20 protein-coding genes and 1 tRNA gene are annotated in these 20,593 nt (G+C 72.2%); 17 read left to right on the top strand and 4 right to left on the bottom strand.

The features are described from left to right. Positions 1-67: 67 nt before the first annotated feature. The 7 genes from GH723_RS13440 to GH723_RS13410 all read left to right on the top strand — a co-directional run bounded on the left by GH723_RS13440 (position 68) and on the right by GH723_RS13410 (position 5,751). Entirely contained in the window at positions 68-331 is a 264-nt protein-coding gene (locus GH723_RS13440; protein WP_153760125.1) for a hypothetical protein, read from the top strand. Between the two features lie 117 nt (positions 332-448). Beyond that, on the top strand, positions 449-1,978 hold the full coding sequence (locus tag GH723_RS13435) for a class I tRNA ligase family protein (RefSeq protein WP_229022830.1): 1,530 nt from the start codon (positions 449-451) through the stop codon (positions 1,976-1,978). Between the two features lie 4 nt (positions 1,979-1,982). Further along, positions 1,983-2,735 (top strand): TatD family hydrolase, encoded by a 753-nt coding sequence (locus GH723_RS13430; RefSeq protein WP_153760124.1) that lies wholly within the window; start codon positions 1,983-1,985, stop codon positions 2,733-2,735. 271 nt (positions 2,736-3,006) lie between these two features. Next, positions 3,007-3,684 (top strand): transglycosylase family protein, encoded by a 678-nt coding sequence (locus GH723_RS13425; RefSeq protein WP_195210302.1) that lies wholly within the window; start codon positions 3,007-3,009, stop codon positions 3,682-3,684. Positions 3,685-3,706: 22 nt separating this feature from the next. Then, positions 3,707-4,513, top strand: a complete 807-nt coding sequence (gene rsmA, locus GH723_RS13420; protein ID WP_153760122.1) for a 16S rRNA (adenine(1518)-N(6)/adenine(1519)-N(6))-dimethyltransferase RsmA — start codon at positions 3,707-3,709, stop codon at positions 4,511-4,513. Positions 4,514-4,587: 74 nt separating this feature from the next. Next, positions 4,588-5,220, top strand: a complete 633-nt coding sequence (locus GH723_RS13415) for a hypothetical protein (RefSeq protein WP_153760121.1) — start codon at positions 4,588-4,590, stop codon at positions 5,218-5,220. Positions 5,221-5,433: 213 nt separating this feature from the next. Further along, positions 5,434-5,751 carry a hypothetical protein gene (locus GH723_RS13410; RefSeq protein WP_153760120.1) on the top strand — a complete coding sequence of 106 codons (318 nt, stop codon included), beginning with the start codon at positions 5,434-5,436 and terminating at the stop codon, positions 5,749-5,751. Positions 5,752-5,921: 170 nt separating this feature from the next. Here the strand turns inward: GH723_RS13410 and GH723_RS13405 are convergent, their stop codons facing one another. Beyond that, on the bottom strand, positions 5,922-6,905 hold the full coding sequence (locus tag GH723_RS13405) for an MBL fold metallo-hydrolase (protein ID WP_153760119.1): 984 nt from the start codon (positions 6,903-6,905) through the stop codon (positions 5,922-5,924). A gap of 23 nt (positions 6,906-6,928) precedes the next feature. Between GH723_RS13405 and GH723_RS13400 the strand changes: the two genes are divergently transcribed. Then, positions 6,929-7,663 carry a 4-(cytidine 5'-diphospho)-2-C-methyl-D-erythritol kinase gene (locus GH723_RS13400; RefSeq protein ID WP_153760118.1) on the top strand — a complete coding sequence of 245 codons (735 nt, stop codon included), beginning with the start codon at positions 6,929-6,931 and terminating at the stop codon, positions 7,661-7,663. 46 nt (positions 7,664-7,709) lie between these two features. Here GH723_RS13400 and GH723_RS13395 read toward each other — a convergent pair whose 3' ends face one another. Then, positions 7,710-7,811 carry a 30S ribosomal protein bS22 gene (locus tag GH723_RS13395; protein WP_153760117.1) on the bottom strand — a complete coding sequence of 34 codons (102 nt, stop codon included), beginning with the start codon at positions 7,809-7,811 and terminating at the stop codon, positions 7,710-7,712. Between the two features lie 66 nt (positions 7,812-7,877). Here GH723_RS13395 and GH723_RS13390 point away from each other — a divergent pair. Next, a tRNA-Gln gene (locus GH723_RS13390) sits at positions 7,878-7,950 on the top strand. A gap of 13 nt (positions 7,951-7,963) precedes the next feature. Here the strand turns inward: GH723_RS13390 and GH723_RS13385 are convergent. Together GH723_RS13385 and GH723_RS13380 are read right to left on the bottom strand one after the other, a co-directional pair. After that, a complete protein-coding gene (locus GH723_RS13385; protein WP_153760116.1) occupies positions 7,964-8,449 on the bottom strand; it encodes a DUF2029 domain-containing protein in 486 nt (161 codons plus the stop codon). Further along, positions 8,446-8,697, bottom strand: a complete 252-nt coding sequence (locus tag GH723_RS13380; RefSeq protein ID WP_153760115.1) for a helix-turn-helix transcriptional regulator — start codon at positions 8,695-8,697, stop codon at positions 8,446-8,448. Before GH723_RS13380 ends, GH723_RS13385 begins: the two co-directional genes overlap by 4 nt. 167 nt (positions 8,698-8,864) lie before the next feature. On the opposite strand from GH723_RS13380, the gene GH723_RS13375 reads away from it, so the two are divergent. The 8 genes from GH723_RS13375 to GH723_RS13340 all read left to right on the top strand — a co-directional run bounded on the left by GH723_RS13375 (position 8,865) and on the right by GH723_RS13340 (position 20,579). Continuing rightward, on the top strand, positions 8,865-9,971 hold the full coding sequence (locus tag GH723_RS13375; protein ID WP_153760114.1) for a bifunctional UDP-N-acetylglucosamine diphosphorylase/glucosamine-1-phosphate N-acetyltransferase GlmU: 1,107 nt from the start codon (positions 8,865-8,867) through the stop codon (positions 9,969-9,971). A 38-nt stretch (positions 9,972-10,009) separates the two neighbouring features. Next, positions 10,010-10,990, top strand: a complete 981-nt coding sequence (locus GH723_RS13370; protein WP_153760113.1) for a ribose-phosphate diphosphokinase — start codon at positions 10,010-10,012, stop codon at positions 10,988-10,990. A 138-nt stretch (positions 10,991-11,128) separates the two neighbouring features. Beyond that, positions 11,129-11,806, top strand: coding sequence for a 50S ribosomal protein L25 (locus tag GH723_RS13365; RefSeq protein ID WP_153760112.1), 678 nt, complete (start codon positions 11,129-11,131; stop codon positions 11,804-11,806). A gap of 12 nt (positions 11,807-11,818) precedes the next feature. Beyond that, positions 11,819-12,451 carry an aminoacyl-tRNA hydrolase gene (gene pth, locus GH723_RS13360; protein ID WP_229022829.1) on the top strand — a complete coding sequence of 211 codons (633 nt, stop codon included), beginning with the start codon at positions 11,819-11,821 and terminating at the stop codon, positions 12,449-12,451. A gap of 18 nt (positions 12,452-12,469) precedes the next feature. After that, entirely contained in the window at positions 12,470-15,907 is a 3,438-nt protein-coding gene (gene mfd / locus GH723_RS13355) for a transcription-repair coupling factor (RefSeq protein WP_153760111.1), read from the top strand. Positions 15,908-15,946: 39 nt separating this feature from the next. Continuing rightward, on the top strand, positions 15,947-17,011 hold the full coding sequence (locus tag GH723_RS13350; RefSeq protein ID WP_153760110.1) for a peptidylprolyl isomerase: 1,065 nt from the start codon (positions 15,947-15,949) through the stop codon (positions 17,009-17,011). Continuing rightward, the gene (locus GH723_RS13345) at positions 17,008-18,369 is read left to right on the top strand and encodes a MazG nucleotide pyrophosphohydrolase domain-containing protein (protein WP_195210301.1); all 1,362 of its coding nucleotides are present in this window, start codon (positions 17,008-17,010) and stop codon (positions 18,367-18,369) included. Before GH723_RS13350 ends, GH723_RS13345 begins: the two co-directional genes overlap by 4 nt. Before the next feature lie 356 nt (positions 18,370-18,725). Then, positions 18,726-20,579, top strand: coding sequence for a DUF1996 domain-containing protein (locus GH723_RS13340; protein WP_153760108.1), 1,854 nt, complete (start codon positions 18,726-18,728; stop codon positions 20,577-20,579). Positions 20,580-20,593 lie beyond the last annotated feature (14 nt).

The raw sequence follows: 20,593 nt of genomic DNA, 5'->3' as shown, positions 1-20,593 counted from the left end.
TGATGGCGAAGGCGTTGAGGGCTGGCTTCCAGCGGCAGCGGTCGTCTCCATATGTGTTGCATCGACCGTGACTGCGGTCGTCGTGGCCGCTCTTCTCCTTCTGGTTGCCTTCCGCATGACCCAACCGCCAGGGACTTTTCTGACGGCAACGGAGCGCATCGGCCGGGCCGGCGTCGTCATCACAACTGCCGTTCTGTGCATCGGCGCCGCGCTGACATCCTTCGGCTTCGCGCAGGCGGTCCACCAGAAGCTGTTGCGGTCGTTCCTGACCGCTCAGATCACGTCGCTCGTCGCAGCGTGCCTGCTGATCCTGGCGTTGGTCGTCCGCTGAGAGGTCGTCGCCGATGCGAAGGGGCCGGCCTGCCCTCGCGGGCAGGGGTGGCACTCCCTGATCCCTTGTCCCTCAACGCATTCGGCCCGGTTGGCGGGCCCCCGTAGGCTGGGGCATGTGACCGACCGCTTCTACGTGACGACGCCGATCTACTACGTGAACGACGCGCCCCACATCGGGCACGCCTACACGACGGTGATCGCCGACGCCCTGGCGCGCTGGCACCGGCTGCTCGGCGAGGAGGTCTTCTTCCTCACCGGCACCGACGAGCACGGGCTCAAGGTCAAGCGATCGGCCGACGAGGCCGGGGTCACGCCCATAGAGCAGGCCGACCTCAACTCGGCCCGGTTCCGCGAGACCTGGGACTCCCTCGGCATCTCCTACGACGACTTCATCCGCACCACCGAGCCCCGCCACCACACCGCGGTGCAGGCGCTGCTCCAGGCCATCTACGGCAACGGCTGGATCGAGAAGGGCACCTACGAGGGCCTCTACTGCGTCTCCTGCGAGGCGTACTACAACGAGGACGACCTGATCGACGGCACCTGCCCGATCCACCGCCGTCCGGTCGAGACCCTCCAGGAGGACAACTACTTCTTCAAGCTGTCGGCCTTCGCCGACCGCCTGGAGGAGTGGCTCACCTCCGACGAGTCGGTCGTCATCCCCGACGGCAAGCGTCGTGAGGCCCTCGGCCTGGTCCGCGGCGGCCTGGAGGACGTCTCGATCACCCGCACGTCGCTCGACTGGGGCGTGAAGGTCCCGTGGGACGACGAGCACGTCTTCTACGTCTGGTACGACGCCCTCATCAACTACGCCACCGCCGTCGGCTACGGCTCGGATCCCGACCGCTTCGCCGCCTGGTGGCCCCACACCCTGCACCTCCTCGCCAAGGACATCCTGCGGTTCCACTGCGTGTACTGGCCGGCGATGCTGATGGCGGCAGGGATCGAGCCGCTGCCCCGCCTTGCGGTCCACGGCTACCTCCTGCTCGGCGGCGAGAAGCTGTCGAAGACGGTGCACGGCCCGGCCAAGCTCACCGACATCGCGCCGGCCCGACTGGTCGAGGACTTCGGCGTCGACGGGTTCCGCTACCACCTGCTGCGGGACACGCCGTTCGGTCCCGACGGCGACTTCTCCCACGAGGGGATGGTCGCTCGCTACAACGCCGATCTGGCGAACAACCTCGGCAACCTGCTCTCGCGGGTCGCGACCGTGGTCAACAAGAAGTGCGACGGCGTCGGTCCGGCGCCGCGCGCGGACAGCCCTCTCGCGCCTCTCGTGGCCGGGGCCTACGCCGACGCGGCCGCCGCCTGGCAGGCGGTCGCCCCGTCCGTCGCGCTCGACGCCACCTGGCGCATCGTGCGGGAGACCAACGCGCACCTCGAGGCCAACGAGCCGTGGAAGGCGGATCCCGGCCCGGAGGTCGAGGCCGTGCTCGGCGACGCCCTGGAGGCGCTGCGCATCGTCGCGATCCTCGCCAGCCCCGCGCTGCCGAGCACCTGCGATGCCATCTGGCAGCGCATCGGCCTCGACGGGTCGCCGCGCGACCAGCGCCTGCCCGAGGCGGTCGGCTGGGGCGGCTACCCGGGCGGGCTGCCGGTCGAGAAGGGCGCACCTCTCTTCCCCCGCATCCAGACGGCGGGCTGAGCCGGTGCGCTGGGCCGACCACCACTGCCACCTCGCGCCCGACACGGCCGAGGAGCAGGTCGCCGAGGCGCGAGCCGAGGGCGTCGAGGTGCTCGTCGACGTCGGCACCGACGTGGCCAGCTCTCGGCAGGCGATCGAGCTCGCGTCGCGGTTCGACGGCGTGTGGGCGACGGCGGGCGTCCACCCCCACGACGCCGACGGCGGCATCGACGGGCTCGAGGAGCTCCTCGGCCGGGCCGAGGTCGTCGCCGTGGGGGAGTGCGGGCTCGATTACCACTACGACCACTCGGCCCGCCCGGCTCAGCGGGAGGTCTTCGCCGCCCAGATCGCGATGGCCCACGCCCACGACCTGGCGCTCGTGATCCACACACGGGAGGCGTGGGACGAGACGTTCGACATCCTCACCGCCGAGGGCGTCCCCGATCGCACCGTGATGCACTGCTTCACCGGTGGGCCGGAGGAGGCGCGACGCTCGCTCGACCTCGGTGCGCACCTCTCCTTCAGCGGCATCGTGTCGTTCCCGTCGGCTCCCGAGCTGCGTGAGGCCGCAGTGCTGTGCCCGGCCGACCGCTACCTGGTCGAGACCGATTCGCCGTACCTGGCACCGGTTCCACACCGCGGCCGCAAGAACCGACCGGCCCTGCTGCCGGCCGTCGGTGCCGCGGTCGCCGCGGCACGCGACGAGCCCGTCGAGGAGGTCGCCGCGGCGTCGTGGGCGACGACGCTGCGGCTCTACCGACTCGACGCTGAGATCTGACCTCGGTCAAGTTCGCGACATTGTGCGCTTGTGACGAATTGCATGCGCGTAGGTTGCGTTTCCGTTACGGACTCCCGTAGGGTGCCCCGAGTTGTTCGGCACTGAACCGATGTCTCCGGTGAGGTGCCTCATGTCCATCCCAGGGAAGGACGGAGCTCTGGACGGAGACGAACGGACCCTCGGGTCCGAGTCGGGTCACACCGACCGACAGCCTGACGCCGCCGGAACGCGGCACCGCACCGCCACTCGCACCAGCGAGCGGCGGCGACTGGTGCTCACGGTCCTCGCCACCGTCCTGGCCGCTCCGTTGCTCGTCGTCGAGATCGCCCCTGGCGTGAACGCCTCGCCCGACGCCGCCCTCGCTGCCTTCCAGGCGCAGGTCGTCGAGGAGGAGGCCCCGGCCGAGGACGCGCACGACGGCCCCGCCCGCGCCATCGGCTCCGTGTCCGCCGCCGACCTCCCCGCTGCACGGCTCCTGTCCGGCTTCACCCTGGGCGAGCAGCTGCGCGCCGACGCAGAGGCCGAGGCCGCCGCCGAGGAGCAGGCACGGCTGGAGGCCGAGGCCGAGGAGGAGGCCGCCGCCGAGGAGGTCGCCACGCTCGAGGCGCCGGTCACCACCACGACCACGGCGCCGCCCCCGCCGCCTCCTGCCCCCGAGCCGGCGCCGGCGCCGAACCCCGGTGGTCCGACCGCCGCGCAGTGGGCGGCCCTCCGCCAGTGCGAGTCGGGCGGCAACTACCAGGCGGTCAGCGCCAGCGGGCGCTACTACGGCGCCTACCAGTTCCTGCCGAGCACCTGGGACGCCACGGCGTCGCGGGCCGGGCGGAGCGACCTCGTCGGTGTCCGGCCGGACCACGCCGCTCCCGCCGACCAGGACGCCATGGCGCTGGCCCTCTACAACTCGCAGGGCTCCTCGCCGTGGCCCCACTGCGGCCGCTACCTGCACTGACGGCGCTCCGGCCCCACCACCGGTGACCCTCTCGCGGGCCGAGATCACCGCGCTGCTCGAGGCCCACGGGCTCTCACCCAGCCGGGCGCTCGGGCAGAACTTCGTCGCCGACCCGAACACGGTCCGGCGCATCGCCCGCCTCTCCAGGGTGGGCGCCGGCGACCACGTGGTCGAGATCGGCGCCGGCCTCGGTTCGCTGACGTTGGCCCTGGCGGAGACCGGCGCAGCGGTCACCGCCGTCGAGGTCGACCGCTACGTCCTCCCCGTGCTGCGCTCGCAGGTCGAACCGCTCGGGGTCCGCGTCGTGGAGGGCGACGCCCTGGAGCTCGACTGGTCGTCGGTGTTGTCCGCCACCTCGCGGTGGGTGCTCGTCGCCAACCTGCCCTACAACGTGGCGACACCGCTCGTGCTCGACCTGCTCGACCAGGTGCCCGCGATCGAGCGGATGCTGGTGATGGTGCAGCTCGAGGCGGGGGAGCGGCTGGCGGCTGACGTCGGCGACCCGGCCTACGGCATCCCGTCGGTGAAGGTCCGCTACTGGGCGACGGCGCGTGTCGTCGGGAAGGTCTCGCCGTCGGTCTTCGTCCCGCGCCCCAAGGTGGACTCCGCCCTGGTGGAGATCGTGCGTCGCGAGCAGCCGGCGACCGACGCGGATCCCGAGCGTCTGTTCGCGCTGGTGCGGGCCGGGTTCGGCCAGCGCCGCAAGATGCTGCGCCGGTCGCTCGCGGGGTTGGTCGAGCCGGCGGCGTTCGAGGCGGCCGGCGTCCGTCCCGAGGCCCGGGCCGAGGAGCTCTCGGTCGAGGACTGGGGCCGCCTCGCCTCGGCATGAGAAGCCCAAACGGGCAGGGTCTGCCAGGGGAGGCGTCGCCCGACAGACGATCCCCGGCTGTGTAGCGTGTGCGCGTGGCGGTGACAGAGGGATCGGGCGGGCGGGCGGCGGCGGTCGCGGATCGCGAGCCGACGTTGACCTACCGGCCGCCGGGACGGCTCTACCACTCGGTCCTTCTCGTGCCGGTGATCCTTCTGCTGTACGCGTTCAGCTCCCCGACCGTGCACCTCTTCGCTCTGCTCCTGTCCCTGTGGACGCTCGGTTGCATGGCCGTCGTGTGGGTCGTTCGGATGAGCCTGTTCCTGTGGGGATCCCGTCGCCGGGGGGCGGTAGAGGGCCGGCGCTGGGCCGTCGCTGGACCGGTCGTCGCTCTCCTCACCTCGATGGCGCTGAACGCCGAGCTTCCGCTCGAGGCACGTTGGATGATGAGTCGCGCCGACTTCGACGTCGCAGCCGCGGCAGCGCTCGAAGGAGGCGATGGACGTACGGAGCTGCCCGATCGCCTTGGCTGGTACGAGCTCACCGATGTGGAGGTCGTGGGCGGCCAGGTGGTGTTCGACGTTCGAACGGTCATGCCGGGCGAGGACTCCGGCTTCGCGTACCTCCCCGGCGGCATGTCGGACATCGACTCGCCCACCCGGCCTCTGCCCCGGTACTTGCTGAGGCCGCTCGGCGGCGACTGGTATGCCTGGTCCTACATCTGGTGACCGCGTGGCGCCCTCGGACGAGTCGTCGTCGCCATACTCTTGTGGTGCGGGCCCCGGTGCCGCCTCACGTCCCGTCAGCGACGGCATCGTCTCGTGATCGGCGGGTTCTCGTGGCCGCAGTGGTCGGGGCGTCAGAGTCCGCTGTGGCGCGATGAGGGGCGGGACGACCGCACCGTCCTTCACCGAACGGCGGCTGCGAGCCTGTTGGCGGCGGTGCTCGTGCCCGCCGTCCTCTCTCCGTCGGCCCACGGGTTCTGGCGCGACCTGATCTGGTACGTCGTCTGGGTGGTCGCACCTGCGTGGCTGGTCGTCGCGTTCCTCGCCGCGCTCGTCTCGGTCGGCGCATGGGGCCCACGGGTGAACGTCGTCCTCGCCGGCGTCGTGGTCCTGGCGCCCGTGCTGGTCTGCCTGGCTCTCGGCGGCGACTGGATCCTCGTCGGACCGATGGTCGGCGCAGCGGCGCTGGCGACGGGGTTCACCGCCGCACGCCGCTGGCGGTCCTCGCCAGCACGGGTGCCGGCCTCCCGCTGAACCGCGCTCGAGGGCGGGGGTCGGGCGCGGTTGGCGCGCCATGTGACGGGAACCGCGCCCAACGGTGGGGGTCGGGCGCGGTTGGCGCGCCATGTGACGGGAGCCGCGCCCAACCGCAGGCTGCGAGGGTGGGCGAGGGGTGGCGGGGAGCGGCGGACGGGGAGCCGGGGTCAGTCGGCCAGCTGGGCCATGCGGCCGAACAGCTCGACGGTGGAGGTCGCCTCGGTGGCGCTAGAGCGCTCCCGGAACGCGGTGTCGACGTTGATGACCAGCCGCTCGGCGTCGCCCCACGTCGCGAAGCGGCTCGTGCCGAGCTCCTTCTCGGCGATGTCACGTGCCGCGGCGAAGGCGTCCATGCCGTCGTCGTAGCGGCGGTTCGCCTCGACGACGATCCACTCGAGGTAGTCCCGCACCGCGCGCACACCCCGCAGGTCGGTGACCGGCCCGTGGCCGGGCACGACCGTGTCGACTCCCCACGACTCGATCAGGTCGCAGGCTGCGAGCCAGTTGCTGATCGGGCCGACCCAGACGATCGGGTGGCCTTCGATGAAGAGGATGTCGCCGGTGAACACCGTGCGGCGCGACGGCACGTGCACCAGCACGTCGCCCGCCGTGTGCGCCGGGCCGACCTCGACCAGCTCGACCGCCGTGTCGCCGACGTGGGCGTCGAGGCGGCCCGAGAACGTCCGGGTCGGGAAGGTCTTCGTGACCCCGGCGAAGTCGAAGGCCCCGAAGCAGCGCCGGAAGAACGCCCCGGTCTCGCCCAGGGCGTCGGCGTTCTCGAGCAGCCCGGCCATCATCTGGGGCGACTCGTCGGCCATGCCCTCCGCGGTGGCCGAGGAGGCGATGATCTCGGCGCCCGTGACGAGCTCGTTGCCGTTGCAGTGGTCGCCGTTGCTGTGGGTGTTGACGAGCGTGCCGATGCCCGAGCGGGCCGCGGGCACGGCCGAGCGCATGGCGTCGAGCATCGCCGCGGTCAGCGGCACGTCGTAGAGCGTGTCGACGAGCAGCGCCTCGTCGCCGTCGACGACCAGGCCGGCGTTGCTCCAGCCCCAGCCGCCGTCGGGCTGCAGCCAGGCGAACGTGCCGTCGCCGACCTCGTGCAGGCCGCGGGTGTACGGGCGGGTCGCCAGCGCGTCGTACCGATCGGTCATGCGCGAGAACCTACCGTTGCGCCATGGACCCCGCCCCGCCCGCCACCGCAGGCGTCGAGGTGCTGCGCGCCCCGGCCAAGCTCACGCTCTCGCTGCGGATCACCGGCGTCCGCCACGACGGGTACCACCTGATCGACGCCGAGATGGTCACCCTCGACCTCGCCGACGAGTTGGTCGTCCGGCCGGGGGAGGGGCTCGTCGTGCGGGGGGCCAGCGGCCTGCCGGTGCCGGTCGACGACGACAACCTCGTGGCGCGAGCGCTGCGACTCGCCGACCGCACGGCGCACGTCGAGCTGACCAAGCGCATCCCGGCCGGCGCGGGCCTGGGCGGCGGTTCCGCCGACGCCGCGGCGATCCTCCGCTGGGCCGGGTTCGACGACCTCGCCGCCGCGGCCCGCCTCGGCGCCGACGTCGCCTTCTGCCTCGTCGGCGGACGAGCTCGGGTCACCGGCATCGGCGAGGTCGTCGACCCGCTGCCGCCCGTCGCCCGCACCTTCACGCTGCTGACGCCGCCGTTCGGCTGCTCGACGCCGGCGGTCTACGCGGCGTGGGACGAGATGGGCGGCCCGACGGCCGACGGTCCGAACGACCTCGAGCCCGCGGCGCTCCGCGTCGAGCCACGTCTGGCCGAGTGGCGCGACCGCCTGGGCGACGCGACGGGGCGCACGCCGGTGCTCGCTGGGAGCGGCTCGACCTGGTTCGTCGAGGGCGCGTTCCCCGGCGAGGGTCGCGTGGTCACGCGAACCGACCGCCCCTGAGGGCGGTCGGTCGACGTCTGGAGCCGCCGCAGAGCGGGGTCGGGGACTACTTGCCCTTGGCCCGACGCTGGAAGCGGGTGCGCTTCAGCATCTTGCGGTGCTTCTTCTTTCGCATGCGCTTGCGGCGCTTCTTGATCAGCGATCCCATGAGGCTGAGCACGCTAGCGGCGGATCGCCGGGGTTGCGAACTCAGGGACTACCGTCGACACCGCGATCGCGGGTAGTTCAATTGGCAGAACGCCTGACTTTGGATCAGGAGGTCGGAGGTTCGATCCCTCCCCCGCGAGCTCAGCTGGCCGGTCAGGCTCGTCGGCGCTCTCGGACCAGGCGGACCGCCAGCCAGATGGCGACTCCCGCCAGCCCGATGACGGCGCCCTGCGCGAACCCGTAGCGCATCGAGCCCCAGCCGCCGTCGCGCTCGTAGGGAGCGCCGGCCCGCACCAGGCCGAGCACGAAGACCACCAGCAGGGCCATGTAGGGGACGACCCGAGCCATGCTCAGGTGCGGCTGGTCGTCCACCTCCACCCCGAGGCGGGACGCGTAGGTGACGGTGACGATGCTGGCGAGGGTGGTGATGCCGACCAGCGCCAGCGCGTAGGGCACGGCAGCCCCGCCGGCCCACCACACGGCGACGGTGGCCGCCACCAGCCCGAGCCAGAGCTGCAGCTGGAACCCCACCGCCGAGGCCTCGTTCCAGACGTCGCGCTGGCGCTCCTCGTCGTAGAAGGGGCTGCCGAGGTCGCCGATGCGAGCGGCGGTGCGCATGAACGTGCTGTCCCGGTTCACGTGGTCCTCCCGGGGTCGGGGTCGGGGTCGGTGTCGGTGTCGTCGAAGAGGGCCTCGACGGTGGATTCGAGGTGTCGGGCGAGCTCGAGGGCCAGGTACACCGACGGGGCGTAGTCCCCGGCCTCGACGGCGACGATCGTCTGGCGGCTCACGCCCACCCGCTCGGCCAGGTCGGCCTGGGTGAGCTCGACGGCGCGCCGCGCGGTGCGGACGGAGTTGGTGCGCCCCTCGGCCGATCGTCGTGCCACGGCCGCGAATGTAAAGAGAACCCGACATCAGGTCAAGTCAACTTGTCATCAGCGGAGAGCAGTCGTGGTCCTCGGGTCCGATGCGCGTGCTCTGGCACGCGGATCGGACCCGAGCCGCGGGGGAGGGGGTGGGCTGGACCGGGATGGCGGGTGGGTAGCGTGCCCCCATGGCTTCGAGTGACCTCTCGGCGGTGATCCTGGCGGCGGGCGAGGGGTCCCGCATGCGCTCCGACCGCCCCAAGCCGCTGCACATGCTGTGCGGCAAGGCGATGCTGCTCTACGTCCTCGACGCCCTGGCCGGCTGCGAGATCGACCGGGCCGTCGTCGTTGTCGGTCACGGCGCCGAGCGAGTGACGAAGAAGCTCCAGGAGCTCGGCCCCGACGTGCGCCTCGACTTCGTCGAGCAGCAGGTCCAGAGGGGCACCGGCGACGCCGCGAGCGTGGGGCTCACCGCGTTCACCGACGACCCCGGCGACGACGCCGACGTCATCGTGATGCCCGGCGACACCCCGCTCCTGCGGGCCGAGACGATCGCCGCCCTCGTGGCCGCCCACCGCGACAGCGGCGCGGCGTGCACGATCCTCACCGCCGAGCTCGACGACCCCACCGGCTACGGCCGCATCGTGCGCGGCCGCGACGACCGGGTGGTGCGCATCGTGGAGCAGGCCGACGCCACGCCCGAGGAGCAGGCGATCCGCGAGATCAACACCGGCATCTTCTGCTTCCGGCGGGGGCTGCTCGCGCCGGCGCTGCGCCGGCTGAGCCCCGAGAACGCGCAGGGCGAGTACTACCTGACCGACGTGGTCCAGGTGCTGAGCGACGCCGGCCACCCGGTCGGCTCCTACGTCGCACCGGACCCGTCGGAGACCCACGGCGTGAACGATCGGGCCCAGCTCGCGGCGGCCGAGGCCCGGCTGCGTGCCCGCACCAACCGCGACTGGCTCCGCCGGGGCGTGACGATGGTCGACCCCGACGCCACCTACGTGGACGCCACGGTGGAGCTGGCTCCGGACGTCACCCTCTTCCCCGGCGTCGTGCTCCAGGGCCGCACGGTCGTGGGCGCCCACGCCGAGATCGGCCCCGGCACCCACCTGGTCGACTGCGCGATCGGTGCCGGCGCGGTGCTGGAGCACACGGTGGCCCGCGACGCCGAGGTGGGACCCGACGCGCGGGTCGGGCCGTTCGCGGTGCTCGAGCCCGGCGCCCAGGTGCCGGCCGGCGCCCGCACCGGACCGTTCTACACTGCGAGCAGCAGCGAGGATCCGGGCCTCTAGCCCGACCCCACCAAGCCGCCGAGCGACGGGGACGCACCATGGAGCTGGTCACCAAGAAGAAGCTGGCGCTCATCGCCGGCCGGGCGAACTTCGAGCTCGCCGAGGAGGTGGCCGAGCAGCTCGGGGTCCCGCTCGTCGACTCCAACTGCTCGGAGTTCGCCAACGGCGAGCTGCACTGCAAGCTCGGCATGTCGGTGCGGGGCAGCGACGTCTTCATCATCCAGAGCCACACGGCCACCGACGAGATGAGCGTCAACGACGCGATCATGGAGCACCTGATCATGGTCGACGCCGCCCGCCGCGGCTCGGCCAAGCGCATCACGGTGGTCATGCCCTTCTACGGCTACGGCCGCCAGGACCGGAAGTCCGAGGGCCGCGAGCCGATCACCGCCCGCCTCGTGGCCGACATGTTCGGCGCCGCCGGCGCCCAGCGGCTGATGTCGGTCGACCTGCACTCCGGGCAGATCCAGGGCTTCTTCAACGGCCCGGTCGACCACCTCGTCGCCATGCCGGTGCTCGTCGACTACATGCGCGGCCTCGGCGACGACCTCGTCGTCGTGTCGCCCGACGCCGGCCGGGTGAAGGTCGCCGAGCGCTACAGCAACATGCTGCACGCCGACCTGGCCATCATCCACAAGCGCCGCCTCAAGGGCGAGAAGAACCAGGTCGAGGCGCGCGACGTCATCGGTGACGTCGCCGGGCGCACCTGCGTGCTCATCGACGACATGATCGACACCGCAGGCACCATCGTCGCCGCAGCCGAGCAGCTCGCCGAGAAGGGCGCGAGCCGGATCCTCGCCGCCGCCACCCACGGCGTCTTCTCCGGCCCGGCCATCGACCGCCTGAAGAACTCGCCGATCGAGAAGATCGTGGTCACCAACACCCTGCCGCTCCCGCCGGAGAAGCAGCTCGACAAGATCGAGGTGCTGTCGGTGGCGAACATCATCGCCGACGCCATCGACGCGGTCTTCGAGGACACGTCGGTCAGCGAGATCTTCGGCGGCCAGAACCAGAGCTGACGCCGCCGGCCCGTCGGGTTGGTGAGGTCGCCCGGCCAGGGCGTACACTGGCCGACTGCCCCGGGGCGCCGTCGCGCCCCCCACCCGTGTCCCCACGGGGATCGCCCCCTTCACCTGTCGCCAGGAGCACTGCCCACCATGGATGTCACCCTCACGGCCAACGTCGGTCGCACCACCGGTTCCCGGCCGTCGAACCGACTCCGCGACGAGGGGCAGATCCCCGGCGTCCTCTACGGACTCGGCGGCGACGCCATCACCCTGGCGGTCGACCGCCGCGAGCTGCGCCAGGCGCTCACCACCGACGCCGGCCTGAACGCCATCATCACCCTCGACGTCGACGGCTCCGACGAGCTGTGCATCGTCCGTGAGCTCCAGCGCCACCCGATCCGCAACGACGTCGTGCACGTCGACTTCATCCGGGTCGACCCCAACGCCGAGATCCTCGTCGAGGTCCCGCTCGTGCTCGAGGGCGAGGCCAAGCAGGTCCTCGCCGAGCAGGGCGTCGTCGACCAGGTCCACTACACCCTGTCGGTCTACGCCAAGCCGAGCGCCATCCCGAACGAGCTGGTCATCGACGTCAGCGAGATGGCTGTCGGCGACACGATCACCGTGGCCGACCTCACCCTGCCCTCCGGTGCCCGCACCGAGGCCGAGCCCGACGAGGTCCTCGTGACCGCGTCGGTCACCCGTGCCGCCCTCGAGGAGGAGGGCGAGGAGGCCGCCGAGGGCGAGGAGGGCGCCGAGGGCGAGGCCGCCGAGGGTGGCGACGCCGAGGATGCCGGTGGCGAGGCCGCCGAGGCGTCCGACGAGTCCTGATCCCCTGCGCCGGTGAGCCCGTTCGGCCGCCGTCGCGACACCCCCGCGCGCCGGGGCACCCCCGCTGACCTGCTCGTGGTGGGCCTCGGCAACCCCGGGGCCCAGTACGAGGGCACGCGCCACAACATCGGCGTCGAGGTCGTCGAGCTGCTCGCCTCCCGCCACGGCGGACGGCTGCGCAAGAGCAAGGAGCTGGCGCTCACCGACGAGGTGCACGTCGGTGGGCGCCGCCTCGCGCTCGCGTTCCCGCAGACCTACATGAACCTCTCCGGCGACGCCGTCGGGCTGCTGGTGAAGCGCTACGGCATCGAGGACCCGGCGCACCTCGTCGTCGTCCACGACGAGCTCGACCTGCCGGTCGGCCGCCTCAAGCTGAAGATGGGCGGTGGCCTCGCGGGCAACAACGGCCTCAAGTCGATCAAGGCTCACCTGAAGAGCGCGGAGTTCGGTCGGGTGCGCATCGGCATCGGCAAGCCGCCGTCGTCCCAGCGCGGCGCCGATCACGTGCTGCGCCACCCCACCAAGGCCGAGCGGACCGAGCTCGACGTCGTCGTCCAGGAGGCCGCCGACGCGGTGGAGCTGATCCTGAGCGACGGCTTCGAGGCCGCGATGAACCGGTACAACGCGCGCCGCGCCGGCGACTGATCGGGTACGGGAGCCCCCATGACCCTCCGCCCCCTCCTGCCGCTGCTCCGCGACGAGCCCGCGTTGCTGAAGGTCCTCGGCCGGTCGTCCGCCGTCCTCGCCGTCCCCGACCCGGCCCGGGCCTACACGATCGCCGGGGTCGCCGAGCTCAGCCAGCGGCGCCCGATCGTCGTGTGCGTGCCGACCACGGCCGACGCCGAGCGGCTGCGGTCGGATCTCCAGACGTTCCTCGGCGACGACGCCGTCGACCTCTTCCCCGCCTGGGAGACGCTGCCGTTCGAACGGGTGAGCCCGAACGTCGAGACGATGGGCCAGCGCCTGCGCACCCTCTGGCACATGCGGGACCCCGAGCGGGCCCCGCGCGTCATCGTCGCCCCGGTCCGCGCTCTCGTGCAGCGGCTCGGCCCGCACGTCGTCGACATCGAGCCCGTCATCGTGGGCGTCGGTGACCAGATCGACCCGGCCGAGCTGGTCGAGCGGCTCGTCGTGCAGGGCTATCGCCGCGAGTACCAGGTCGAGCACCGGGGCGAGGTCGCGGTGCGCGGCTCGATCGTCGACGTCTTCCCCTCGACCGGCGACGTGCCGATCCGCATCGACCTCTGGGGCGACGAGGTCGACCGGCTCACCGAGTTCTCGGTCGCCGACCAGCGCTCGACGATCGACGTCAGCGAGGTCGAGATCTTCCCGGCGCGCGAGCTGCTCCCCACCGACGAGGTCAAGGAGCGCGCCGCCGCGCTCGTCGCCAAGGAGCCGTGGGGACGCGAGCACTGGGAGCGGTTCGCCGAGGGCCTCACCTTCGACGGCATGGAGTCCTGGCTGCCGTGGCTGGTCGGCGACGACGAGGTGCTGCTCGACCTGCTCGACCCGACCGCGCAGATCCTCCTCGTCGAGCCGCGCCGCATGCGCGACCGCGCCGCCGACATCGACGCCGAGGAGCGCGACCTCGCGAGCACCCTCGCCCGCACGTGGGGGGCGGCGGCCGCCGACGAGGCCGCCGAGGGGCGCTTCCCGTCGCTCCACCTCCCCTTCGACCGGCTCCTCGCCCGCACCGATGCGCCGGCGTGGACCGTCACGACCGCGCCCGAGGGCCCCGACGTCGCCACCGTCGCGTCCGCCGGGTGGGACCCGGTCGTCGGCGACGGCCAGCGGCTGGTCGACCAGATCCGGGGGCTGCTCGGCGAGGGCTACCGCGTCGTGGTGGGCGCTGACGGCGCCGGCTCGGCCGAGCGGCTGCACAACCTCATGGCCGACCAGGGCATCGACCTGCGGCGGGCCGAACCCGACGACGACGCGCTGATGCGCCCCGGCGCCCACCTCGTCGTGGCGCCGCTCGAGCGGGGCTTCATCCTCCCGTCGGTGCAGCTGGCGGTCCTCTGCGAGCGCGACCTCACCGGTCGGCGACGGGCCCACCGGGCGGCCCGGCCCCGCCGGCGCGACGCCCAGGCGTTCTTCGACGACCTGAAGCCGGGCGACCACGTCGTGCACCACCAGCACGGCGTCGCCCGCTATGCCGGCATGGTCAAGCGGGCCATCGGCGGCGTCGAGCGCGACTACCTGCTCCTCGAGTACCGCGGCGCCGACAAGCTCTACATCCCGTCGGACCAGATCGACACCGTCCGCCACTACACGGGCGGTGACAGCCCCTCGCTCAGCCGGCTCGGCGGCGGCGACTGGCAGAAGACGAAGGCCCGGGTCCGCTCGGCGGTCCAGGAGATCGCCCAGGAGCTCGTCGTCCTCTACCAGAAGCGCCTGAACACGCCGGGCCACTCCTTCGCCGAGGACACGCCGTGGCAGCGCGAGCTGGAGGAGGCGTTCCCCTACCAGGAGACCCCGGACCAGCTCCAAGCGATCACCGAGGTGAAGGCCGACATGGAGGCCGAGGTTCCGATGGACCGCCTCGTCTGCGGCGACGTCGGGTTCGGCAAGACCGAGGTCGCCCTGCGCGCCGTGTTCAAGGCCGTGCAGGACGGCAAGCAGGCCGCCGTCCTCGTGCCGACGACCCTCCTCGCCCAGCAGCACTTCCAGACCTTCAGCGAGCGCTTCGCCGGGTTCCCCATCCGGGTCGAGGTGCTGTCGCGCTTCCTCACGGCCGGTCAGGCGAAGAAGGTCACCGAGGGCCTCCGCAGCGGCGAGATCGACGTCGTGATCGGCACGCACCGCCTCCTCGCCGAGGGTCTCCAGTTCAAGGACCTCGGCCTCCTCGTCGTCGACGAGGAGCAGCGCTTCGGCGTCAGCCACAAGGAGCAGATCAAGCAGCTCGACGCCGGCGTCGACGTGCTCACGCTCAGCGCCACGCCGATCCCGCGGACGCTCGAGATGAGCCTCACCGGCATCCGCGACCTCACCCTGCTCAACACCCCGCCGGCCGCTCGCCAGCCGATCCTCACCTACGTCGGCGAGTACGACGAGCGCGCCGTGGCCGAGGCGATCCGCCGCGAGTTGCTGCGCGAGGGCCAGGTGTTCTTCGTGCACAACCGGGTGCAGGACATCGACCGCGTCGCCGAGGGGCTGCGCGAGCTCGTGCCCGAGGCCCGCATCGCCATCGCCCACGGGCAGATGGACGAGGGCTCGCTCGAGAAGGTCGTCCTCGACTTCTGGGAGGGCGAGTTCGACGTCCTCGTCTGCACGACGATCATCGAGTCCGGCATCGACATGCCGACGGTGAACACCCTGGTCGTCGACCGCGCCGACCTCCTCGGCCTCGGGCAGCTCCACCAGCTCCGCGGCCGGGTGGGGCGGGCCGGCCAGCGCGCCTACGCCTACCTGTTCACGCCGCGCGACCGCGTCCTCACCGAGGAGACGTACGAGCGCCTGAAGACGATCGGCGAGGCCACCGAGCTCGGCTCGGGCTTCAAGATCGCGATGCGCGACCTCGAGATCCGCGGCGCCGGCAACCTGCTCGGCACCGGGCAGTCGGGCCACATCGCGGCGGTCGGGTACGACCTCTACTGCCAGATGGTCACCGAGGCCGTCGCCGAGCTGAAGGGCGAGACGCCGAAGGAGCCGGCGGAGATCAAGATCGACCTCCCGCTCCCAGCGTCGCTGCCGACCACCTACGTGGGCAAGGAGGAGCTGCGGCTCGAGGCCTACCGGCGGCTCGCCGCGGTGGACGCCGAGGAGCAGGTCAGCGACATCCGCGCCGAGTGGGAGGACCGCTACGGGCCCATCCCGCCGGAGGCCGAGAACCTGCTCGCCGTCGCCCGTCTGCGCGCCGAGTGCGCCCGGGTCGGCGTGCGTGAGGTGGTGGTGACGACCGGGTCGGGCTTCGGCGGTCCGAAGCACGTGGCGCGCCTCCAGCCGCTGCCGCTCCTGCTCAGCCAGCAGCTGAAGCTGAAGCGCCTCTTCCAGGGGTCGGTGTACAAGGAGGACATCGAGCAGGTGCAGGTCGGCATCAAGGGCGGCACCGACCTCGTCGACGCCATCGTGCTCTTCCTCCGGACGATCGTGCCCGCATGACTGGTCGATGATCGGCCCGGCACCTAGCCTGCACCCCTCGTGACCCGCCTGCGTCCCCGCCACCTGCTCGCACTCGCCGTGCTCCCCGCCCTCCTCCTCACCGCCTGCGGCGGGGACGGCGGCGTCGCCGGACGTCCGGCCGCCGTGACCCTGAACGGCGAGGCGGTCTCCGACGCCGAGTTCCGGGACCTGCTCGGGCACTTCGACGAGGACCGCGACTTCAGCGAGGCCTTCGGTACCGTCAACTTCTCCGTGCTCCCCGGCGATGCCGAGGGACGACTCGACTCGGCGTTCGTCGCCGAGATCCTCGAGCTGCACATCCTGTTCGAGCTGATGGGCCACGAGCTCGACGACCGGGGGCTCGAGGTCACCGAGGCCGACATCGAGGAGGGGCGCACGGCCTGGACGAGCGCGATCCAGAGCGCGACGCAGCAGGGTGCGACGCCGGAGGTCATCACCTCGCTCACCGAGGCACCCGAGGCCGTCGTCGACTGGTACGCCGAGGGCACCGCACGGGCCCGGGTGCTCTCCGCCGCCCTGGAGGCCGAGGTCGAGACCGCTGAGGTCACCGATGACGACGTGCGTGCCTTCTACGACGACAACCCCCAGTTCTTCGAGGGCCTGGTGTGCTCGAGTCACGTCTTGGTGGAGACCGAGGCCGAGGCCGTCGAGGTGCTGGAGCAGCTCGAGGGCGGCGCGGACATCGCCGACGTCGCGGCCGAGCGCTCGATCGACCCCTCGGCGGCCACCAACGGCGGCGACCTCGGCTGCTCGGACCCCGCCCGGTTCGTCCCGCCCTTCGCTGCGGCGCTGAACGAGGGCGAGGTCGGTGAGTACACCGGGCCGGTGGAGTCCGAGTTCGGCTTCCACGTCATCCTCGTGCGGGCACGAGGCGACATCTTCGACGAGGTCGCCACCGACATCCGGGCCGAGCTCGAGTCGCAGGCCGGCCCCGGCAACGCCCTCGGTGCGTGGTTGGAGGAGGCCGTGAGCAGCGCCGAGGTGAGCATCAGCTCCCGCTACGGCACGTGGGACGCCGAGGCCGGCGAGATCACCCCGCCCGAGGGCCCGGCCGGGGAGACCCCGACGCTCGTGCTCGAGTGAGCGGGCGCGTCGTCGTCGTCGGTCTCGGGCCCGCCGGTCCGGACCTGGTGACGCGCGGCGCCCTCGACCTCCTCGCCGCCGCCTCGCACCGCCACCTCCGCACGCGGCGCCACCCCGCGGCGTCCGTGGTCGAGGGTGCGACGAGCTTCGACGACCTCTACGACCGGGCGTCGTCGATGGACGAGGTGTACCGGGGCATCGTCGACGCGCTCGCGGCCGCCGCCGACGCACACGGGGAGGCCCTCTACGCCGTGCCCGGCTCGCCGCTCGTGGCCGAGCGCACCGTGCAGATGCTGCTGGCCCACGGGCGGGTGGAGGTCGAGGTGCACCCCGCGCTCTCGTTCCTCGACCTCGCCTGGGTGCGGCTGGGGGTCGACCCGATGGCGGTCGGGGCGCGCGTCGTCGACGGGCACCGCTTCGCCGTCGAGGCCGCGGGGGAGCGGGGGCCGCTGCTCGTCGCCCAGTGCGACCGTCCGAGCGTGCTCTCCGACATCAAGCTCGCCGTGGAGGACCCGCCCGACGACCCGGTGCTCGTCATCGCCCGGCTCGGCCTCCCCGACGAGGCGATCGTCGAGGTCGCCTGGGAGGACCTCGATCGCGTCGTCGAGCCCGACCACCTCACCTCGCTGTGGATCCCGCGCCTCGCCGCACCCGTGGCCCAGGAGGTGGCGCGGTTCGACGAGCTGGTGGCGCGGCTGCGGGTCGAGTGCCCGTGGGATCGGGAGCAGACGCACCGCACGCTCGCGCGGCACCTGCGGGAGGAGGCCTACGAGGTCCTCGACGTGCTCGAGCAGATGCCGGAGGACGCAGGGGCCGTCGACGCGCCGCCCTCGGGCGACGACGACCTCGACGACGCGTACCTCCACCTGGAGGAGGAGCTCGGCGACCTGTTCTTCCAGATCGTGTTCCACGCTCGCCTGGCGACCGAAGCCGGGCGCTTCACGCTCGCCGACGTCGCCCAGGGCATCCACGACAAGCTGGTCCTCCGCCACCCCCACGTGTTCGGGGACGTGGACGTCGACGGCGACGCTCGCCAGGTCGAGCGGAACTGGGAGCAGATCAAGCGGGACACCGGCGCCCGCCAGAGCGCCTTCGACGGCATCCCCGCCGACCTGCCCGCCCTCTCCCTCGTGGCCAAGCTGGCGTCTCGCGCTCGGCGCCTCGGCGTCGAGGTCGAGGCGGACGCGGGTCACGACGAGCGCGCGGAGCCGCTCGACGAGTCGTCGGTGGGCGAGCTGCTGTGGGAGCTCGCCGTGCGCGCCGATCGCGCCGGGGTCGACGCCGAGTCGGCCCTGCGCGCCGCGGCCCGCCGCCACGAGTCCACGTTGCGAGAACGTGAAGGTCCCACCTCGCGTTGACGCAGTTCAGGGGCCGATTGTGACGGTTCCGTGACAAGAGTGGGCCGAATGGCCTAGGGTGACCCCGCAACGCGGGTCATTGCGCAGTTTCCAGGCGACGGGGATGGAGAACGAGATGAACTTCGCGAATTGGGTCTCAAGTCCCTCTCGGCGGGCGCCGAACAACTGAGCAGCCACGGTTCGATCCTCAACGACCGCACCGTGGTGACCAGGTTGATGACCTACCGCTCCGTACGTCGAGCCGCCGCCCGTGGCCCCGCCGTCGGAGACCTTCGCAGTGCTGGGGGCGTTGCGTGGGATCGGTCACAGCCGCACGTACGACCACCCATCCGACTCAGGGCGATCAGGTGCCATCTGTGAACAACCCCAGCCACAACTCCCCAACCAACCCCTTCCACTTCCGGAGCGAGAGCCACGCGGCGGCCGTGGCCGACGGCCCGGCCGTGTCGACCGCCACCCGGCGCACCCGCCGGGCCCGCCGCGGCGGCATCGGCGTGGCGCTGCTCCTCCTGCTCGGGACGCTGACCGCCGACCTCGGGTCGGCCAGCATCAGCAACCCGCTCCACTTCTCCGACGTCAACCCGACGGCCTTCTACGCCGCCCCCGTCACGTGGGCCAGCGCCAACGGCATCACGAACGGGGTCGGCAACACGGGCCGGTTCGAGCCCAACCGCACGGTGACCCGCGCCGAGATGGTGACGATGGTCTGGCGTGAGGCCTCCCGGCCCGCCGCGGTCGGTGTCGCCTCCTACGGCGACGTCTCGCGTGGCCACTTCGCCTCCGCCGCGCTCAACTGGGCCGCCGGCGAGTGGATCATCGATCCCCACGCCCGCACGATCTCGCCCGACAAGCCCCTCGACCGCCACGAGGTCGTCACGCTGCTGTGGCGTGCGGCCGGCGAGCCCGAGGCGTCCGGCGGTCTGCCGTCCGACGTGCCGGCGAGCTACTCCGCCGCCCCGGCGATCCGCTGGGCCTTCTCGAAGGGCATCTCCACCGGCGTCGGCGGGTCCTCCCGCTTCGAGCCCGAGCGTGCCGTCACCCGCGGCGAGGCCGTGACCTTCCTGTGGCGTGCCCGCCGGGTCCGCAACGGCGAGACCCTCGCCCCGGCTCCGACGTCGCCGGCGCCGACGCCGCCGCCGACGACCACCCCGCCGCCGACGACCAACCCGAACCCCACGACGCCGCCGCCGACGACCCCGCCGCCGACGACGCCGCCCACCACCACGCCGCCGGCCCCGGCCCCGGCCCCGGGCGGCAACGCCACGGTCCCGTCGAACTTCAACGTCGGCCAGTACCTCATGGCCCCGTGGGAGCCGAACCCCGGTGACATGTCCTGGCAGCCGTCGGGCAACTTCCGCACCTTCTGTGAGTTCTCGCACCTGGCCTACGCGGACCCGATCATCGCCCCGGGAAACACCCGGTTCAACCACCTCCACATGTTCTTCGGGAACACCGGCACCAACGCCAGCTCGACCTACCAGTCGCTGCGCTCGAGCGGTGGCTCCACCTGCGACGGTGGCCCGCTCAACCGCACCGCCTACTGGATGCCGGCCGTCTTCGACGCCTCCGGCCAGGTCGTGACCCCGGACAACTTCGAGCTCTACTACAAGTCGGAGAACACCGGCTCGGGCAGCCTCAGCTCGAAGCAGAGCCAGGTGCGGCAGGTGCAGGAGTACCCGAACGGCCTGCGCATGGTCGCCGGTTCGCCCAACCGTGGCATCTCCGGCTGGAAGTGCACCAACGGGGCCGAGAGCTCGACGATCCCCGAGTGCCCCGCCGGGCAGCGCCTGACCGCCTGGGTGCGGTTCCCGTACTGCTGGGACGGACGGAACCTCGACTCCGCCGACCACCGGTCGCACATGGCCTACGGCACCAACAACACGTGGGGCCCGTGCCCGTCCTCGCACCCGATCCACCTGCCCGAGCTCACCGAGTTCGCGCACTTCGAGGTGCGGAGCGGCGGCACCAGCCAGTGGTACCTGAGCTCGGACCGCATGGCCGGCATGGCCGCCCAGCCCAACGGGTCCACGTTCCACGCCGACTGGTTCGGCGCCTGGGACAACGAGATCCAGAGCCGCTGGGTCAACAACTGCCTGCGGGGCATGAAGAACGCCTCCAACGGCAACCTGTGCGACGGCCAGCAGCTCCGGCCGCCCGCCAACTACAGCGGTCCGAACCGGATCTCCGGCTACACGCCGAGCCCCCGCTGACGACCTGACCGCAC

This window comes from Actinomarinicola tropica (assembly GCF_009650215.1).
Taxonomy (GTDB): Bacteria; Actinomycetota; Acidimicrobiia; order Acidimicrobiales; family SKKL01; genus Actinomarinicola; species Actinomarinicola tropica.
The sequence above is the reverse complement of the archived record's forward strand: the minus strand, read 5'-3'. Positions and strand labels throughout refer to the sequence as shown.